General features: G+C 48.6%; 15 protein-coding genes and 1 pseudogene. 13 read left to right on the top strand and 3 right to left on the bottom strand.

Going from position 1 to position 17,957, the window contains the following annotated elements:
- Nucleotides 1-167 precede the first annotated feature (167 nt).
- Together JIG40_RS18705 and JIG40_RS18700 are read left to right on the top strand one after the other, a co-directional pair.
- On the top strand, nucleotides 168-1,106 hold the full coding sequence (locus JIG40_RS18705; protein WP_024375262.1) for a triacylglycerol lipase: 939 nt from the start codon (nucleotides 168-170) through the stop codon (nucleotides 1,104-1,106).
- A 9-nt stretch (nucleotides 1,107-1,115) separates the two neighbouring features.
- The gene (locus tag JIG40_RS18700) at nucleotides 1,116-1,970 is read left to right on the top strand and encodes a lipase secretion chaperone (RefSeq protein WP_199465836.1); all 855 of its coding nucleotides are present in this window, start codon (nucleotides 1,116-1,118) and stop codon (nucleotides 1,968-1,970) included.
- Between the two features lie 61 nt (nucleotides 1,971-2,031).
- Here JIG40_RS18700 and JIG40_RS18695 read toward each other — a convergent pair whose 3' ends face one another.
- Nucleotides 2,032-4,788: an immune inhibitor A domain-containing protein gene (locus tag JIG40_RS18695; RefSeq protein ID WP_199465835.1), complete on the bottom strand. Its 2,757-nt coding sequence runs from the start codon at nucleotides 4,786-4,788 to the stop codon at nucleotides 2,032-2,034.
- Between the two features lie 82 nt (nucleotides 4,789-4,870).
- On the bottom strand, nucleotides 4,871-5,131 hold the full coding sequence (locus JIG40_RS18690) for a hypothetical protein (RefSeq protein ID WP_020328200.1): 261 nt from the start codon (nucleotides 5,129-5,131) through the stop codon (nucleotides 4,871-4,873).
- A gap of 576 nt (nucleotides 5,132-5,707) precedes the next feature.
- On the opposite strand from JIG40_RS18690, the gene JIG40_RS18685 reads away from it, so the two are divergent.
- The 5 genes from JIG40_RS18685 to vctC all read left to right on the top strand — a co-directional run bounded on the left by JIG40_RS18685 (nucleotide 5,708) and on the right by vctC (nucleotide 10,277).
- Nucleotides 5,708-6,484, top strand: coding sequence for a class II glutamine amidotransferase (locus JIG40_RS18685; protein ID WP_020328201.1), 777 nt, complete (start codon nucleotides 5,708-5,710; stop codon nucleotides 6,482-6,484).
- 179 nt (nucleotides 6,485-6,663) lie between these two features.
- The gene (locus JIG40_RS18680; protein ID WP_020328202.1) at nucleotides 6,664-7,575 is read left to right on the top strand and encodes a siderophore ABC transporter substrate-binding protein; all 912 of its coding nucleotides are present in this window, start codon (nucleotides 6,664-6,666) and stop codon (nucleotides 7,573-7,575) included.
- A gap of 59 nt (nucleotides 7,576-7,634) precedes the next feature.
- Nucleotides 7,635-8,573, top strand: a complete 939-nt coding sequence (gene vctD / locus JIG40_RS18675) for an iron chelate uptake ABC transporter permease subunit VctD (RefSeq protein WP_024375265.1) — start codon at nucleotides 7,635-7,637, stop codon at nucleotides 8,571-8,573.
- Nucleotides 8,563-9,513, top strand: a complete 951-nt coding sequence (gene vctG, locus JIG40_RS18670; RefSeq protein ID WP_199465834.1) for an iron chelate uptake ABC transporter permease subunit VctG — start codon at nucleotides 8,563-8,565, stop codon at nucleotides 9,511-9,513. The genes vctD and vctG overlap by 11 nt, the downstream gene beginning before the upstream one ends.
- Nucleotides 9,514-9,515: 2 nt before the next feature.
- Entirely contained in the window at nucleotides 9,516-10,277 is a 762-nt protein-coding gene (vctC, locus tag JIG40_RS18665; RefSeq protein ID WP_199465833.1) for an iron chelate ABC transporter ATP-binding protein VctC, read from the top strand.
- Nucleotides 10,278-10,284: 7 nt separating this feature from the next.
- Here the strand turns inward: vctC and JIG40_RS18660 are convergent, their stop codons facing one another.
- Nucleotides 10,285-11,262: an AraC family transcriptional regulator gene (locus tag JIG40_RS18660; protein ID WP_244662696.1), complete on the bottom strand. Its 978-nt coding sequence runs from the start codon at nucleotides 11,260-11,262 to the stop codon at nucleotides 10,285-10,287.
- A 134-nt stretch (nucleotides 11,263-11,396) separates the two neighbouring features.
- Here JIG40_RS18660 and JIG40_RS18655 point away from each other — a divergent pair, with 134 nt between their 5' ends.
- The 6 genes and pseudogenes from JIG40_RS18655 (at nucleotide 11,397) to JIG40_RS18630 (ending at nucleotide 17,945) form a co-directional block, all read left to right on the top strand.
- Nucleotides 11,397-13,388, top strand: a complete 1,992-nt coding sequence (locus JIG40_RS18655; RefSeq protein WP_199465832.1) for a TonB-dependent siderophore receptor — start codon at nucleotides 11,397-11,399, stop codon at nucleotides 13,386-13,388.
- A 42-nt stretch (nucleotides 13,389-13,430) separates the two neighbouring features.
- On the top strand, nucleotides 13,431-13,733 hold the full coding sequence (locus tag JIG40_RS18650) for a DUF2218 domain-containing protein (protein ID WP_020328210.1): 303 nt from the start codon (nucleotides 13,431-13,433) through the stop codon (nucleotides 13,731-13,733).
- A gap of 275 nt (nucleotides 13,734-14,008) precedes the next feature.
- Complete coding sequence (locus JIG40_RS18645) at nucleotides 14,009-15,202, top strand: acetate/propionate family kinase (RefSeq protein WP_024375275.1); 1,194 nt, start codon at nucleotides 14,009-14,011, stop codon at nucleotides 15,200-15,202.
- A gap of 595 nt (nucleotides 15,203-15,797) precedes the next feature.
- Entirely contained in the window at nucleotides 15,798-16,739 is a 942-nt protein-coding gene (locus tag JIG40_RS18640; RefSeq protein WP_142735480.1) for a hypothetical protein, read from the top strand.
- A 196-nt stretch (nucleotides 16,740-16,935) separates the two neighbouring features.
- Nucleotides 16,936-17,832, top strand: coding sequence for a hypothetical protein (locus JIG40_RS18635; protein WP_199465831.1), 897 nt, complete (start codon nucleotides 16,936-16,938; stop codon nucleotides 17,830-17,832).
- A pseudogene (locus JIG40_RS18630) lies at nucleotides 17,825-17,945 on the top strand (DUF3265 domain-containing protein). Before JIG40_RS18635 ends, JIG40_RS18630 begins: the two are co-directional and overlap by 8 nt.
- Nucleotides 17,946-17,957 lie beyond the last annotated feature (12 nt).

The raw sequence follows: 17,957 nt of genomic DNA, 5'->3' as shown, positions 1-17,957 counted from the left end.
GATGAACCTATGTTTATTAAATCTGTTGAATACTGGCTCGGGTTCACGAAGCAGGTTTTTTGTCGTCGGTAATTTCGTCACTTTCTTCTAACGTTAGATTGCTCCTCAGAGGTCCGATGTCTGTGTTTTTTATGAAGCACAGATCCCCTAATAAGAAGGAAGATCACTTGAAAAACAAACTATTACTTTCTGCTCTCTGCCTGTTCAGTTCGTTGTCACTGGCCTCGACCAGTGCGGGCGCGCTCGACCAAACAGGTTATACCCACACCAAATATCCTATTGTGCTGGTCCATGGTCTGTTTGGTTTCGATACGTTAGCTGGCGTGGATTACTTCTATGGCATTCCTCAGTCTCTGACCAAAGATGGCGCGACGGTGTACGTGGCGCAGGTGTCTGCCACCAACAGCACCGAATTGCGCGGTGAACAGCTGCTTGAGCAGGTTGAAACGCTGCTCGCCGCTACGGGCGCGGAAAAAGTCAACCTGATTGGCCACAGTCATGGTGGACCAACGGTGCGTTACGTTGCTTCGGTCCGTCCGGATTTGGTCGCCTCGGCAACCAGTATTGGCGGAGTAAACAAAGGCTCGGCGGTGGCGGATTTAGTGCGCAATACCATTCCGCAAGACTCTGTCACTGAAGCGCTGGCGGTTAAACTGGCCGATGGTCTGGTGACGCTGATTAACCTGCTGTCTGGCGGCAGCGATCTTGAACAAGATGCGCTGGCATCGCTCGATGCACTGACGACCCAAGGGTCACTGGCGTTCAACCAAAACTACCCGGAAGGCATTCCTGCGACTGAATGTGGTGAAGGCGATTATGAGGTGAACGGCGTGCGTTACTACTCTTGGACTGGCGCATCAACGTTTACCAATGCGCTTGATCCTACCGATGCGGCGATGATGGTGCTGGGACTGGCGTTTGATGGCCCGAGTGATGGCCTGGTGGGGACGTGCAGCGCCCATTTAGGCAAAGTGATTCGAGATGATTACAAGATGAATCATTTGGATGAAATCAACGGCTTGCTCGGTATTCACCACCTGTTTGAAACTGACCCTGTTACCTTGTACCGCCAGCACGCTAACCGTCTGAAACTGCAAGGCCTATAAGGAGTCGACATGCAAAAGACCGCACTGTGTTTAGGAATAGTGGCCGTATTGGGGAGCCTCAGTGCGGCCTTTTGGCCTTCCGATTCCACTTTGCCACCTGCTGCGATGCAGGTGGCGTCTCAAAGCGATACCGAGTTGGATCAATCTTCACCGCGAGATCTGCTCGACTATTTTGTTTCCGGGCTGGGGGAAGGTGATTTAAAAGAGATTGAGCACCACGTCGCCAACTACGAACAGAGTGCAAACGGCTTTCTGGTCGACGGGGCGTTGTTCGATCAATTTGTGCTCTACAAGCAGGCACTGGCTGGGCTTGAACCGTCGGTTGCCATCAGTTCGCTTGATTACCACTCACTTGCTGAACTTAATCAGCAGATCCTCGCCCTGCAGTTGCAGTTTTTTACCCCGCAACAACAGCAGAGTTTGTTTGGCGAAGAAAATCAGCTCAGGCATCTGGCGATGGAAAAACTGCGTATTGCCGGTCAGGCAAGTGACGCCGCCGATGCCAAATCACAGTGGCAGAGCGTTGTGGCTGAGCAGGAAGATTATATTCAGCGCAGCGAACAGAATGCCGATTTAGTCAACCGACTTTACAGCGCCGATGGCGACGATGAACAGTCGCGTTATCTGGCCCGTGTCGAAATGGTCGGTGAAGCCGGAGCGCAGCGTTTGGGAGAACTCGATAATCAACGCGCCCAATTTCAGCAGGCGTTAACGTCATATCTAGCGCAGCGTGCGCAGCTGCTGGCCGACAACAGCTTGAGTGAGACGCAAAAAGCGCAGCAAATTGCCGCGTTGCGTGAATCGAGCTTTGATGCCAAACAATGGCGGCGGGTTGAAGCGCTGGAACGTATGCAAACGCAATAAAAAAAGAGCGCAACGGGCGTTGCGCTCAACTGTTTCCATGGATTAGAAACAAAGGTGGGACTTACAGATCAAGGGAAATGATTGTGGTGGTGCTGGCGCCGTCATCGTCCATCACTTTGAGTGTGATGTCCTGTTTGCCGTAGCTCGGAAGAATGGCGCTAAACATACGGCCACGTTTAATTTTGCCGTTTGGCAGCGTCCATTCGGTGTCGACAATGCGACCGTCGCTGTCAGTGCTGGTGGACCACATGGTCACCCAGCGACCCAGATGAATGTGACGAGCACTTGCTTCTGGCGGATTGTTCGGCTGCACGACGGTGATGCTTTGAGTGAAGGTATCGCTATCACCCTGATCATCGGTCACGGTCAGACTAACGGTGTACGTGCCTGCGGCGTCATAGCTCCAACTTGGAGACAGTTCGCTGCTGGTTTGGCCGTTGCCAAAATCCCAGGCATAGCTTGCCAGCTTGCCATCCTGATCCTGACTGTAGTTGTGTGCATTGACACTCAGGCCATTCACATCCAGTTCGAAGTTCGCAGTTGGCGGTACATTCGCTGTGTTGGCGCGAGACAGGCGAACCACACCGTACTCGTTATCCTGGCTCTGATTCACGATGTCGATTTGCAGACCAAATTCGGTCAGCAGGCGGCCGGAGTCCGGTGCTAATGGCGAGCTGTAATCCTGAGAATCAGCAAAGTTTGCGTTACCAATCAGGCTTACGTCCTCAAGAACATCACCATCGGCACTTTCCAGGCGCATTGGCGCTTGGTCAAACAGTGAGAATGCCGCATCACGAACCTGGAATCGGGTTTGCGCTGCTTCACCACTGTTCGCCCAGACCATCGCGTTCTGGTCGGCATCAACCACGCCTAACCAGCCTTCACCCGGGTGTTTACCTACCCAGTTGTCTTTGTACGATTCATCCACATACCACACCAACAGACCCGGTTCGAAGCTGATCAGCTGACCCATGCGTTTGATGTTCGCCAAACCTTCATCGACGTTGTTGTGGCTGCGCCATTGCAGCAGGTAGTAGTGGTTAGCTTCGTGGAAACCATCGTTGGTGGTGTAGCCGTTCAGAGCGAACGTAGAGCCACTTTCCGCGTCATCCAGAGCGCTTACATTACCGTCGACGTCCAGCGCCAGATTGTCGATGTACAGACCTTCCATCGCCAGACCGCCATCCGTCACATAGTCAAAACTCAGCTCAACCGTTTGGCCTGCCCAGGCAGACAAATCGAACTGCGCATCGACCCATCCGTTCGACTCGCCACCAATCGCTGGCGCCAGACCCGTATTGTATGGGTCGTCCATCGACGTGATGTTGCCCTGAATCGGCTGACCGTTAATCAGCACGCGCGCAAAGTCGTAATCTTTTTCGATCTGATACCAGGCTTTAAACGTCAGCATCGCGCTGCTGCCAGCCGGAATCGTGACCTGACGGCTCATGCTGTTTTTCAGATCGTCGCCTTTGTTGGAGTAAAACGCGTATTGACCTTCATATGGCTGAATGCCTTCGGTGCGTTTCATCGGCAGGTTCACTTTAACCAGGTTCGGACGCGCATTGTCGGTGGTCTGGAACAGGGTGTAAGTGCGAGCGCCTTTTTTCAGATCGTCAATGGAAATCTGGTCGTCGTTGATCCAGCGGCCGCCAATCGCAGTTTGCAGGAATTGCTTAGACCACGCGGAGAACGCGGTTGGCTGCGTGCCGCCAATTTTACCTGCCCAGCTGCCAGAAGACATGATGGACCAGTAAGAGACCGGCTCACCTTTGCCTGTGTATTGCGTGTCGTATTCATCCGGCAGACCAAGGTCGTGGCCGTATTCGTGGGCACACACACCAGCTGCCGCATCAATCGGCTGAATGGTGTAGTCATAGGCTGCATACTGGCCGTTAAAGCGGCCCGGAACCGTGCTGCTGGTGCCTTTTAATACATGGTACTGGCCGAGATTGTAACGGTGTGACCAAATCGCATCAGCGCCCAGTACGCCACCGCCAGCTTCCTCACCCACAGAGGCGTGGAATACCATCAGGTGGTCAATCACGCCATCCGGTTCACGGTAGTTGCCATCGCCATCGTAGTCGTAACGGTCTTCAACATCGTAGTCGGCAAGGTTGATGCTTGGGTCTTGCGCCAGTTGATCCAGTGCTTCACGCACCAGTTCCTGAGCGTGCATGTCGCTATCGGTCGCGGGAGAGTTGCCACCGTAGTAAGCCGCGTTTTTCGATGCGCGATACCAACCGGCAGCCTGACCTGCAACGCTGTAGCTTTTGCCGGATTCATTCTGGTAGTACTGGCGCATGGAGATCAGGTTTTCGCCGTTCGGTCCGGTATAGCCGCTGTCTGAGAACAGCAGATTCTGATAGTGCGCGGCATCGTAACTGTCGTAGAGCATTTCGGTATGCTCTTTGGTGAGCTGGTTGTCGTTCCACGGCAGATCCGGGAAATCAATCAGCAAAGCCAGCACTTTATCGGTGCGTTGCTGGCCAATTTCCAGCGCGAACACACTGGCTTTGTGCATGCCTTTTTCTTTCTTGATCACCTTCAGCACTTTCGCGCGTTGCTCAAGTGCCTTTTTGCCAAACTGAGCGTCACCCTTAAAGCCAGAGCGAATTTTGCTCTCTAGATAAAGGTCAAGTGCGTGACGTTTTTCTGCTGCGGTTGCATCTGCGCTAACGGTGCCATTGCGTACCAGCATGTCGATCAACTTGTCTTCGTTAACGACACCCATATCCACTGGTGTTTGTGCAAATGCACCGACGCTAAACCAAGAAGCCACTGCTGAGGCAAGCAAGGTTTTCCTCATGTTTTTCATTATATTTCCTTATTATTTCCCATATTTATGGTGCAAACACGCCAACAGAAAACTCTGCCAGCATGAATTCTTATTGATGTATTTATTCGGAGTCCGGAGAAATACAGTGTTCAGTCGGGTTAGGGTTTGATGAGGAACCGGTATTTTTATTATTAGGATTCTTTTTATTGTGTTTTTTATTTAAATATATATTTAACGCCTGTTGTTGTTGCTCGGCGGTTAGCCCCTGACAAATAACGCCTCGCTCTATCAGAGCTGCGATCAAACGTTCATCATCAGGCTGCGCAGTCGCATTGGCCTGTGAGGTTGCCAGCATTAGTAGCGATGCAAAAATAATTTTCATCGAGTCAACTCAACGTGTGTGAAATATTTGTAACAATTTATAGTCAGCGTATTTCATCGACAAGACGAAATAATTAAGCTCTGAAATAACCATTCCAAATTACACATAATAAGTGAACATAAAATAACGATAATTATTGAGGGTGTGGTCATTTATTTATGCACAATGTTTAAATAAATAACGGATAAATAAAGTAATAAGAAATGCTCTGTGCTTCTTCAGGGTAGATAAAGCATGGCTTTTAGAATTTTTACTCTAAATTGAAGGGCGCGGTGGAATGAAAAAATAACTTACTGTTCGCTCAACACGGGCGGATTTGGCGACTTGCGAAAGTTTGAACTTGATTCATATTTATTATCTATGGTTCAACCAGTGAAAAATGCTGGGAAATGAATACCTTGCTTAATTATGGTGCAAGCATGATGGCAGCAGTGATGGTTGCTCGAATTGGGTGCAAAAATGGCAGATAGAATTGGCTGTTTTATGAGCAATAAAAACAATTTTTGTCGGGATATTGCCTGTGTCCGATAAACGTGGTTAATTGAAGCCTCTTTCTGTCTGGAGGACGAATTTGTCATGTGCCGCTGGCTCGCCTATCAGGGCAACCCTATCTATCTCGATCAACTGGTTTATCAACCGGAACACTCCTTAGTTCATCAAAGTATTGAAGCTCGCAAAGCCGTGACGCGCGTCAATGCCGATGGTTTTGGTTTGGGCTGGTACACCGAGCGCAGCACGCCAGGACAATTTCATGAAGTGCTTCCGGCATGGAGTGACGAAAACCTTCGTTCACTGGCTCATCACATTCGTTCCCACCGCTTTATGGCGCACGTGCGTTCATCAACCGGCACGCAAGTTTCACGCCGAAATTGTCACCCGTTTATTTTGGATAAATGGATGTTTCTGCATAACGGTCAGATTGGCGAGTATGAAAAAGTAAAATACACGCTGGAACGCCTGTTGCCGGAATCGCTGTATGTGCAACGGACCGGAACGACTGACAGTGAACTGATCTTTCTGCTGATGATGAAAAACGGGCTGACCGACAATCCAGTGGACGCTATTCGCACCACCATCCATGAGATTGAGCAGGTGATGGCAGAGAAGGGCGTTCACACTCCTTTCAAAGCATCGATTTGTATTTCCGATGGTGAACAGTTCTGGTTGGTACGTTACAGCTCAGACCAACATCCGCCGACGGTATTCACTAAGGTGATGGAAGGCGACATCATTCTGGCTTCTGAGCCGCTCGATAGTGAACCGGGTTGGACTATTGTCGCGCCGCAAACCATCACCCATGTGCATGGTTCACACTGCAAAACCTTCACCTTTACCTCTGCTCAGGCCGCTTAATCGATCATTTGATCTGACGTCTTTTTAACGTCAGATCAACATCTTCCTTCTTTTACATAGATTTACAAACAGAAGTGACGCAACCCAGTTGCGGCCACACTTCGATATGGGTATAGTTGCGCCATCTTAATGCGAATGCTTATCAAAATTCATCGCAATTATTAATAGAAAGGAAGATTATGAAATCCGTTATCAGTTTGACGTCTTTGGCCCTGGTGATGTCTTTTTCTGCCCATTCTGCGCAGGTAACCATTGAACACCAGATGGGTAAAACCACACTGGAACAGAAACCACAGCGCGTAGTGGTGATCGGTTTGGGTGCTTTGGATGCGGTAGACAGTTTCGGTATTCAGCCTGTTGCGGTATCGAAAGTGCCTCAACTGCCACCTTACCTGGAAAAGTACAAAGGCGATCAATACGGTCAGGCGGGTTCGCTGTTTGAACCGGATTTCGAATCTATCTATATGCAAAAGCCGGATCTGATCATCATCGGTCCGCGTGCGGCAACCAGCTACGACGAACTGGCTAAGATTGCGCCGACCATCGTATTTGCGGCCGATGACAGCAAAGGTTACTGGGAAAGCACTCAGGAACAATGGCACAACCTGGGTAAAGTCTTTGATATCGAAGCACAAGTGGATGCCAAGATTGCCCAAATCAACGATCAGTTCAAAGCGGTGAACGATTACACACAAACGCATGAAGTGAACGCGCTAACGGTGATGAGCTCAGGTGGCAACCTGACTACTTTCGGTGCTAATTCGCGCTTCTCGGCGATTTACCGCGATTTCGGTTTCCACGAGAACGTGAAAGTGAAGCAGGGCGGCCGTCATGGCGACCTGATCTCTTACGAGTTCATTCGTGAACACAACCCACAGACACTGTTTATCATCGACCGTGACAAACTGGTGAATAAAGGCACGAGCCACACCCACGAAGAGTTTGAAAACGATCTGGTGAAAGCGACAGACGCTTATAAAAACAAACACATGACTTACCTTGACCTGAATGCTTGGTACATCTCCATCTCTGGCGTGAAAGCGACAGAACAGATGGTGGCGGACATGAAACAGTCTATCGGTCTGCTGTAATTGGCGATGGTACAGCCTGCTCTAGAAGCAGGCTGTGAGCCAGCAAGCTGAGGTTAGTTTTGAAAAGATTATTGCTTGTTTTTGTGCTAATCAGCCTATCTTCACTGTTTGTGGGGGTGGGCGATTTGTCTTTTATCGCCCTGATGAATGGCGATGCCAATAGCTGGAACCTGCTGTTCACCAGCCGTGCTCCACGTCTTCTCGCGGTATTACTGGCCGGTGCGGGGTTAAGCATCGCTGGCCTGATCATGCAGCAAATCAGTCAGAACCGTTTTGCCGCGCCGTCCACCTCCGGCACCATCGAGTGTGCGATGCTGGGCTATGTGTTAAGTCTGGTCATTTTTGGTGACGGCAATAACCTGTGGCTGATTTTTGCGGTAGCCATGGTGGGGACGCTGATTTTCGTCCAGTTCATCCAGCGCATTCAGTTTAAGAACGCCATCTTTGTGCCGCTGGTCGGGATCATCTTCGGTAATGTCGTCAGTTCGGCGGCGACGTTTATCGCCTACAAATACGACGCGGTGCAGAACCTGTCGGGCTGGGCGGTGGCCAACTTCGCCAACCTGCTTAAAGGCAACTATGAGCTGTTGTATATCGCGGTTCCCGTGGCGATATTCAGTTACCTGTACGCAGCGCGTATTTCTGCGGTGGGTATGGGTAAAGACTTTGCCGTGAATCTGGGGCTCAATTATCAGCAGGTGCTGGTGATTGGGGTGTGTCTGGTGTCAGTGATGTCGGCGACGGTGGTGATGATTGTCGGTCAGCTGCCATTTCTGGGCCTGATTGTGCCGAACGTAGTGAGCTATTACTACGGCGACAACCTGAGACTCAACATTCCGCGCACCGCCATTTTCGGCGCGTTATTGGTGCTGCTGTGCGACCTGATTGGCCGCGTGATTATCTTCCCGTATGAAGTTCCGATTTCTATGATCATCAGTATTTTTGGTGGTGTGGCGTTTATTGCGCTGATTCTGCGAGGCCAGCGCCATGCACGATAAACTTAAACTCACACTGTTGATTGTGCTGGCAATGGTGTTTGCCGCTGCATTCATCGGTGTCGGCCTGACGCCGGACAACTATCAGTATTTCTTGTCGCGCCGCGTGCCGAAAGTGCTGGCAATTGTGCTGGCAGGTATTGCGATTGCGCAGTCGTCGCTGGCATTTCAAACCATCACCCACAACCGCATCCTCACACCGAGCATCATGGGTTTTGATTCCTTGTATCTGTTTGTACAGGTGGGGATTGTGGCGCTGTTTGGCGGCCTGAGCAGCTTTGCGATGAATGCCTACCTCAACTTCTCGTTGTCGGTCGCGGCGATGCTGGGCTTTTCAACTGTGCTGTTTACGTTCTATTTCAGCAAAGAGAAGCGCAACCTGATTGCGTTGTTGCTGCTGGGTGTGATTCTGGGGCAGTTGTTCTCCAACATCGCATCTTTCCTCATCATGTTGATGGACCCGAACGATTTTGCGTCGGTGCAGGCGAATATGTTTGCCAGCTTCAACAACGTCAAAGTCAGCCTGGTTTATTTTGTTGCGCCATTACTACTGCTGGTCGCGTATCTGCTGTTTCGCATGCACCGCGTGCTGGATGTGTTTTGGTTGGACAACGATAACGCCGTCAGTCTCGGGGTAGATGTGCGTAAAACTACGCGTAATGTGTTGATGTTGAGCGCAGTGCTGATCTCGATTTCCACCGCACTGATTGGTCCGATCATGTTCTTTGGCATTCTGGTCACCAACCTGACGCGCGAATGGTTTAAATCCTATCAGCATCGCGTGCTGCTGATTGCCTGTTCGGCGATGTCGGTGTTTGCGCTGCTGGCAGGGCAGTGGATCGTAGAAAAAGTGTTCCAATTTGGCACCACACTCAGCGTCATCATCAACTTTGTTGGTGGCATCTATTTCCTTTCTCTTCTGATTCGTAACAAAGTGGTCTAGCAATGATTCAACTCGATAAACTGACGAAAATATTTGGGCAACAAGCGGTGGTGAAAGACGCCAGTGCTGAGTTCGAAAAAGGTAAGGTCACGTCAATCATCGGGCCCAACGGCGCGGGTAAAAGTACGCTGCTCTCGATGGCAAGCCGACTGGTGAATCGCGATGAAGGTAAAGTATGGATCGACAGCAAAGAGCTGGTGGATTGGGATACCAAAGCGCTGGCGAAAAAGCTGTCGGTGCTGCGTCAGGCCAACACGCTGACGATGCGTTTCACAGTGCGAGAGCTGGTCTCGTTCGGCCGTTTTCCTTATTCGCAGGGCAAACTGGATGCGCGTGATCAGCAAGTGATCGACCAGTCGATTGAGTATCTCGATCTGCAGAGCATTGAGAACAAGTATCTGGATGAGCTAAGTGGCGGTCAGCGTCAGTTGGCGTTCATTGCCATGGTGATTGCTCAAGATACCGACTATGTGTTTCTGGATGAGCCGCTGAATAACCTCGACATCAAACACTCGTTGCAAATCATGGCGACGATTCAACGCTTGGCGCACGATCTCAATAAAGCGGTGGTCGTGGTCATTCACGACATCAACTTTGCGTCGTGCTATTCCGATTGCATTATTGCGCTGAAGAAAGGCAAAGTGGTGGCGACGGGCAGTGTGGAAGAGGTGATACGGGAAGAGGTTTTAGGCGATATCTACGAAACGCCGTTCCGCGTGCTTGAGATTGAAGGCAAGCGCATGTGTCTGTATCACACGCACTGATGCCCGATTAATCCGATTGCTTTGCCATAAAAGCCTGCGGTGATTGACCAAAGGCTTTTTTAAATGCCGCGGTAAAGTTGGACGGGTGATGATAGCCCGCTTCATACGCCGCTTCGGTAATGGTGACGTAGCCCCGCTCCAACTGCTGGCGCGCGTTATTGAGGCGTCGCTGGCGCACATAGTTCGCCACCGTCATGCCCATCTGCTGCTTGAATTTGCGTTGCAGATTTGACGTGCTCATCGCCATTTGCTGTGCCAATGTGTCGAGAGATAACTCCTCGTAAAGGTGCTGATCGAGAAAATGCACGATCTGTCCCATTTGCGAACAGTAACTGCGAGTCTCGCTGGTCATTTTTTCATGATTGAGTGGCTCAAGTTGTTCAACGGTTTTGAGCACCAAATCAATCGCGGCGTGCTCAAGGTGCAAGGTTTCTAACAGAGTCTGCGGTTTGGGCGTTGCCAGTATTCGGCGTACTCCGCTCACCATCTCTTCACTTAATGTCAGATGGCAAAACGCTTTGTCTTGCTGAATAAACTGTGTCAGCGGGCAGGGCTTGCGAATGCGTTTACTCAGCCACGCCTGATCCAGAATGATGTTGAGTTTAACGACGTGATTGTCCTTTTGCAGACGGCGGCGAAAGCTCGCTGGCTGAGTGAAATTGACAATCACGCCCTGAGCCTGTTTGCCCGCCTCTAAATTAAACTCCAAATCGTCATAGCCAAAAATCAAACTGCCTTCAAGCAGCAACGTGATGATGACCGATGCAGGCGTCGTGGCGACCACATTGGAGTCGGTCAGCTCATGGCTTATTCCGCCATGCAGCATAAATGCGCCTTCGTTGGCGTAATTGATGTACGATCCTTCTGCCAGCGCGGCCGCCTGTCTCTGGCCGTGGCTAATAATAATCTGCTTATCATCCTGCTGCAGTTTTCGGGTCATCGTGACCTTTTTCGGAATCATTTCCAGACGTTGACTGAGTGACATACGGTTATTTCTCATAAGCGTTATGCGATTTTGCATAACCTATTCATCTTCTCATTCTGAGTGCGTCACTCTACCATGCTTGCGAATTATTATCATTTGTATTTTCATAACTAAAATATAAGGAATGTAAGAAAATGCGTTCTATTCACAAGTCAGTGGTATGTTTGGCGATCAGTGCGGCGCTGAGCAATATGGCTTTTGCCCAGCAAGAAGAGACTCAGACCGACAATGTTGTGGTGTGGGGAACCAAAGTGTCCAGTAGCTCAGAATCTCTGGGTACGGATGATCTGTCAGTCAAGCAGGCTGACCATATGTCCGACCTGCTGCGTGATATTCCAGGTGTGGATGTCGGCGGCACACATTCAGTCAACCAGCGTATCAACATTCGTGGTCTGAACGAAACGGACCTGGATATTCGTCTTGATGGTGCTTCACAACACGCCAACATGTTCCACCACATCGGCAACCTGACTCTTAACCCAGACATTCTGAAATCGGCCGATATTCAGGTTGGTAACAACTCGGTGACGCAAAGTGGTCTTGGCGGTGCGGTGTATTTTGAAACCAAGAACGCGAAAGATCTGCTGCGCGGTGACGAACAATTCGGTGTACGCGTTTTTGGCGGCTACAACTCAAACGCCAGCGAGCAAGGTTCGGTAACCGTTTATGGTCAGCTGAGCGACGATGTTGATGCCATGTTGTACGCACAAGGCATTGCTCGTGACAATTTTGAAGACGGCAATGGTGATGAAACCTTTGGCGTTAAAGGCGATACCTACAATATTCTGGGTAAAGTGGGTTATGAACCAGCGGCCGGCCACCGTTTCCAGCTGGCTTATGACCTGTATCGCGATGAAGGCGATTACAGCCCGCGCCCGGACATGAACGGTTCAGCGAACACCAACCTGACTGCTGATGACCTGCTGCCAACCAAATACAACCGTGACACTGTCACTGCGTCATACAAACTGACCAAAGAGAAACACAGCGGTACGGTAACGCTTTACAGCAGCGAAACCGAAATCGAACGTGACGAGAGCAAAGTGACCGGTCGTTGGCCGCGTCCGAAAGATACCAATACGGCGACCAACCGTAACGTGGGTCTGAACGCGAAGTTCCAGTCGGATTACCAATTGCTGAACCTGGACAACCGCGTGGTCTACGGTGCCGATGTCGTCGATCAAACCAGTAAGAGCTCTTACGCCGGTTCGTCTTACATGGATGAATCTCGCCTGTCGAACGCCATTTTTGCTGAGAACACCCTGTCACTGACCGAGAGCTGGAACATTACCGCTGGTCTGCGTTACGACGACGTGAAGCGCAAAGCGGTGAATGAAACCAACAACTTCGATGACGTGACCTGGTCTCTGGGCACCGAATGGGCAGTGAATTCAGACTGGACGCTGTTTGCCAATGCTCGCTCGCTGTTTAAAGCGCCTGAGCTGTTGGAAACCTTCGTGATGTATCAACAGACATCTTATTTGGCGGATGACATCAAAGCCGAAACCGGTCTGAACACTCAGGGTGGTGTACGCTTTGACAAGCGCATTGATGATCACTTTGTGGCTGCGAACCTGACGGTATTCCGCACCGAAATCGACGATTACATCATGCAAACCTGGGATAGCGCGGTAGACGGCTATCGCTTTGAAAATACAGGTGATGTAGTGATTAAAGGTTTTGAAGTGAGTGCGACCTACGCATATCAAGCGTTCAGCTCTCGCCTGTCTTACTCACGTTCAGACACCGAAGACAAATCAACCGGCGGTCCGATGCTGGATGCCAACGGCCGCAGCGCCGACATGGGCGACAGCATTGCTCTGAACCTGGGCTATCACGCGGATTCAATCGACACCTTGTTTGGCTGGACGTCAATCGTGGTGCTGGATGAAACCAATGTGGAAGAGAACAGCGATAAGAAAGAAGGGTATGACACGCACAACCTGTATGCGCAGTGGATGCCTTACGCCGTGCCTGACCTGACGGTAACTTTCGGTATCGACAACATCTTTGACGAGCTGTACGTATCGCACGCATCACGCACTGGAGCGAATGCCCGCGCAGGCGCCATGGATGATTACGAACCGGGTCGCCGCTTCAAGATTTCCGCATCTTACCAGTTCTAACCCTTTTGCCCGCTGCGAGGCGGGCAACATCAAGGATATTTTATGCAATACCAATCTAAAGCCGAATTACGTTCTGAACATGTCGCCAAATACCTTGTCACCTTGTGTCGTCACTTTGCCCGTAAAGTGCCGGCCAGCTGGGATGAAGTACAAGGCCGCGTGGAATTTCCATCCGGTGTGACAACGCTTTCACTTGATGATGAACAGCAGCGCCTGATCTTCGTCTGCCAGAGTGACAGTGCCGAGAAAGTCGCCGTGCAGCAGTCGATCATCAATGAACACATTGTCATGTTCGCGCGTCGTGAACCGATCACACTCGACTGGAATGAGATTTTGGTTGCATAAAATACAAAATAATATTCATAACAACATCAGCTAAGCTAGGCAACAAGGGCTCCTTCAGCAATGACGGAGCTCTTTTTTATTCACTGAACTGTGATTGATGGAAATATTTCCAACCTCAAAAAAAATCAATCATTGTCAAAGATCAACAAAAAAACGTTTCCATCACATAAAAGACTAAAACAAAGTTGAAAGATTCAAAAATTATTGAATAATGGGAGTCTGTAAATGGAGAAGCGCAGGCTTCGAACTCTCAGTCGGAAACAGGATACAACCCCATGTCGAACTCGTATGTGTTGGTCATCAACTCAGGTAGCTCCTCACTTAAATTCGCAGTCATTGATTCAAAGAGCGGTGATGCTTTGGTGTCGGGTCTTGGCGAATGTTTTGGTTTGCCGGAAGCGGTCATCAGCTGGAAATATCAGGGTCAGAAAACCGAAGAAGCCATTAGTACCCCAGAAAACCATCACCAGTACGCGGTAGACCGCATTGTAAAACTGGTTGATACCCTTGGCTTTACCAACGACATCGTGGCTGTAGGTCACCGTATCGTTCACGGTGGTGAGCACTTCACGTCCACCGTGCGCATTGACGACAACGTGATCGACGAAATTGAACAACTGGCTGACCTGGCGCCGCTGCACAACCCGGCACACGTGAAAGGTATCCGCGCTGCGGTTAAAGCATTCCCGACGCTGCCACAGTTTGCTGTGTTCGATACCGCATTCCACCAAACCATGCCGAAAAAAGCGTACAGCGGTGCAATCCCGACTGAGCTGTACAAACAGTACGCTATCCGCCGTTACGGTTTCCATGGTACCAGCCACTACTACGTAAGCCGCGAAGCCGCCAAGATGCTCGGCAAAGACGTCAACGACACCAACGTGATTTCCGTTCACCTGGGCAACGGTGCGTCAGTTTGTGCCATCCGCGATGGTCAGAGTGTTGATACCTCTATGGGCTTCACCCCACAAGCTGGCCTGATGATGGGTACCCGTTCTGGCGACATCGACCCGGGCATCATCGAGTTCCTGCTTAAGAAAGGCTGGACCAAAGAACAAGTGTTCGAAACGCTCTACAAAAAATCGGGTTTCCTTGGTGTATCTGGCCTGACTTCTGATGCGCGTGGCGTTCTGGAAGCGATGGAACAGGGTCACGAAGGCGCGAAACTGGCATTTGAAGTGTTTACCTACCGCGTTGCGAAATACATTGCTTCTTACATGATCCCGCTGGGTCGTGTGGATGGCATCATTTTCACCGGAGGCATCGGTGAGAACTCGCTGCCGATCCGTCGCGAAATCCTGAACTATCTATCCGTGTTCGGTTTCGTTGAAGATGCAAAAGGCAACGAAGACGCACGTTTTGGTAATGCTGGCATTGTCGCGAAATCCGAGATGATGAACGCGATTGCTATGGTCATTCCAACCAATGAAGAATTCGTGATTGCTCAACAATCAGTCGCGATGTTGTAATCGTTTAGTTTGCTCCACACTCTGACGATGCTTAAGCGAACCTTCGGGTTCGCTTTTTTTTATTCTTGATGTTGGATAGACCATCGTAAAGTAAGCGCGTAGCGACACATCGATTACTCACTACATCGACTTCTGCAATTCATTTTTGTTGCCCCAAGCTAGCGAGGTTGGTGTTGGCTTGGTTATGCCCCAAAGCGAGTTGACCCATTGTCTGTGGCGCAGTCAAACCCAGACTTTCTCGCCTAGGAATTTTCATCCAATTTACTTAAATTTTGCAATTCTTTGAAATGCCTAAAAGCTGGACGGGCATACAGTCATATTGAAGTCATGACGATTTTCATCCCAACTTCGTGCGTGTTTTTACATTTCAATATGAGAAAATTTTATTAAAATCATGCAATTATAAAACCCATGGGGTAGGTAATAGGTTTGGGAAACGCGCATGCGCGTTTTTCCAGATGGTGAATTTAGCAAAATGCTGATAAGTTCATTACATACAAATAGTTAACTGTGCGCGTTTTCACTGGTCCAACAAGGTAAACGCTCATGCGCACGAATAAGCTGTTAGGCAAACTAAAAGATAACGGAGTACATTTTGTTTACAACTGTAATTACGAGTGTGATTGGTGCGCTGTGTGTGGCTGGTATATTCGCAGCTATAAAAAGCAGGTGGTTATATGTTATTGCACCTAAGCTATACCTAAATACCCCAATTAGTGATGGTCAGATAATATCATTCAACATATTTAATGCTGGTCTTCTAGCTGAGGAGGATGTTGCCATTACATTCCGCCAAGCATGTAAGTTCGAGCTAATTGGGACATCTAAAAGCTCACTGGTTGTAAATGGACAAACACTTTCTATACCCAAGTTGTCAAGACTCGAATCTATAACAGTAATTTTACTTATTGAAGGCAAGTCTTTCGACCCAATAGATATAGAAAGTATTGAATCGAAGCTTACGGTGGGAAAAACTGTAGAGAGCAAAGAAAAAGCAACCGCATTTTGGCAAAACATTATTGCCTATCCTCTAATCACAATGTTTTTGTTAGTACCGTTTGCCTTTGGAACATCTGTTGGCGCTGAGATGAAAGTCTCGATATTTAGTTATATAAGTGAGAAAGTTGAATTTCTAGAAAACAGTAAGCAACTTGCTGGATTCAAAACTCACTTACGTGAAGAAAGAGCCGATAAAGTATTTAAAAATGCGATAGTACGTTCAAAGCTCTCTATTGAGCCAGTTGAAGTGATTAGGCGAGGAGAAATACTAACCATTATCAATAAATTATCAAATAACACCAATGAGCCAATATTTATTGAAGGTTATTTGGAAAGTTCCGCAGGCGACCGAGGTTCATTGGACTTCTGGGCTGGCCGTGTTGAAAAATTTGCTTTGGCGCCTAATGAAAGTAAATCAGTGAAGCAAAAAGCGTTCCTCCCAGAATCGATTTCTGTGAAAATCATAGTAAATCGGTTTACGTTTGAAAATATGAAAGGAGATTCACTCAGCGTCTCACAAACTATGGAATTTAAGTAGAGCCTAATACACATTTTTTGTTATCAAAAACTTAGGCACTAGTGGGAAAGTTTGCCTAACAAACTGTTCAAGAGGGATTCGCAACGCGTGGCATTTTCACTATGCGTTGGTTTAGGTGATTAGGGTGGTATGCGGCGGCTTTTGTATTGCGTTGCTCACCCCTTAACAGGGCGTTAAATTCAAAAAGGAGTAATTGATGTTGGCAAATACATTTGCTGGTTTATTAGATATGGCATGGAAATTAGAATCTCAAAAAGCTAACTTTTCTGAGGTTAAGCAATTTCGAGCTTTAATGGATAGTTTTGCCTCTCTTAAAAGCAACTTCAAAATAGAAGAGTTTCACGGAATGAAGCATCAAGTTGTTTTCAACGGAGGTGGTAAATGGGGAAGGAAAGCTGCTCGCTGTGAAATTTCAGATCTATTAATTGTATCGTATAAAAAGAATCCATCGTTTGAAGCTAGAGTCACATTGCTACAGGCGAAAAGGTCGTTAGAAAAGCATAGCTTATGTAGTAGTCCGCGGACTAGGGTTGGCCTTACTAGTTTTAAGGCAAATCTTGAACAGTGGGACTTGTTGGCAAGGAGACCTAATGTTTTAGCTTATCCACCTTTTGATTGTCATCCTGAAATACTAAGTGGAGCCGAACTTCCTTCGATTGGTTCTCTGGGTGTCTTTCATAAAATAAAAGGTAAGGAGTATAACTTTTTCTACATCTCCGCTGATCGTGCTGCACCGCTAAGTAACCCTTCGACTAAATTTGCTAAGTTACAGATTAACAATCATCCACCTTATCGAACACTCAATGGATATAAAGAGTGTACGCTTGCGTGTTGTATTTACACTTTTGGTAAAGCACTTTATAACTTAGAAATTGGGACTCCGATCCATTATGAATCAGGATTAAGTAAGAAGTCGGAGAGATATCGAAATAACTTTCGTGGGTGGTTGAGGACGCTAATGATGAGCCATATTGAGATGACTTCTCCAAATAGCTCTTTGGCACGTGACTTTAGCAGACTTCTAGATTCAGACTTCGAAGGTGAGTTTATGCACCAACCACCAAACCTAGTTTTGATAAACTGTGATGATTGAATTTAACAAACAATTTAAGAGTGATTCAGCACGCTTGGCATTTTTGGTATGCGGTGGCTTTTGGTGCTGAAGTGCAATGCGGAAACTTAGTCATTGCGTGCTTCACACCTTAATTGGGCGTTATT

This window comes from Vibrio sp. bablab_jr001, from assembly GCF_016464285.1.
GTDB lineage: Bacteria > Pseudomonadota > Gammaproteobacteria > Enterobacterales > Vibrionaceae > Vibrio > Vibrio fluvialis.
This window is presented reverse-complemented; position numbering and strand designations above follow the sequence as displayed.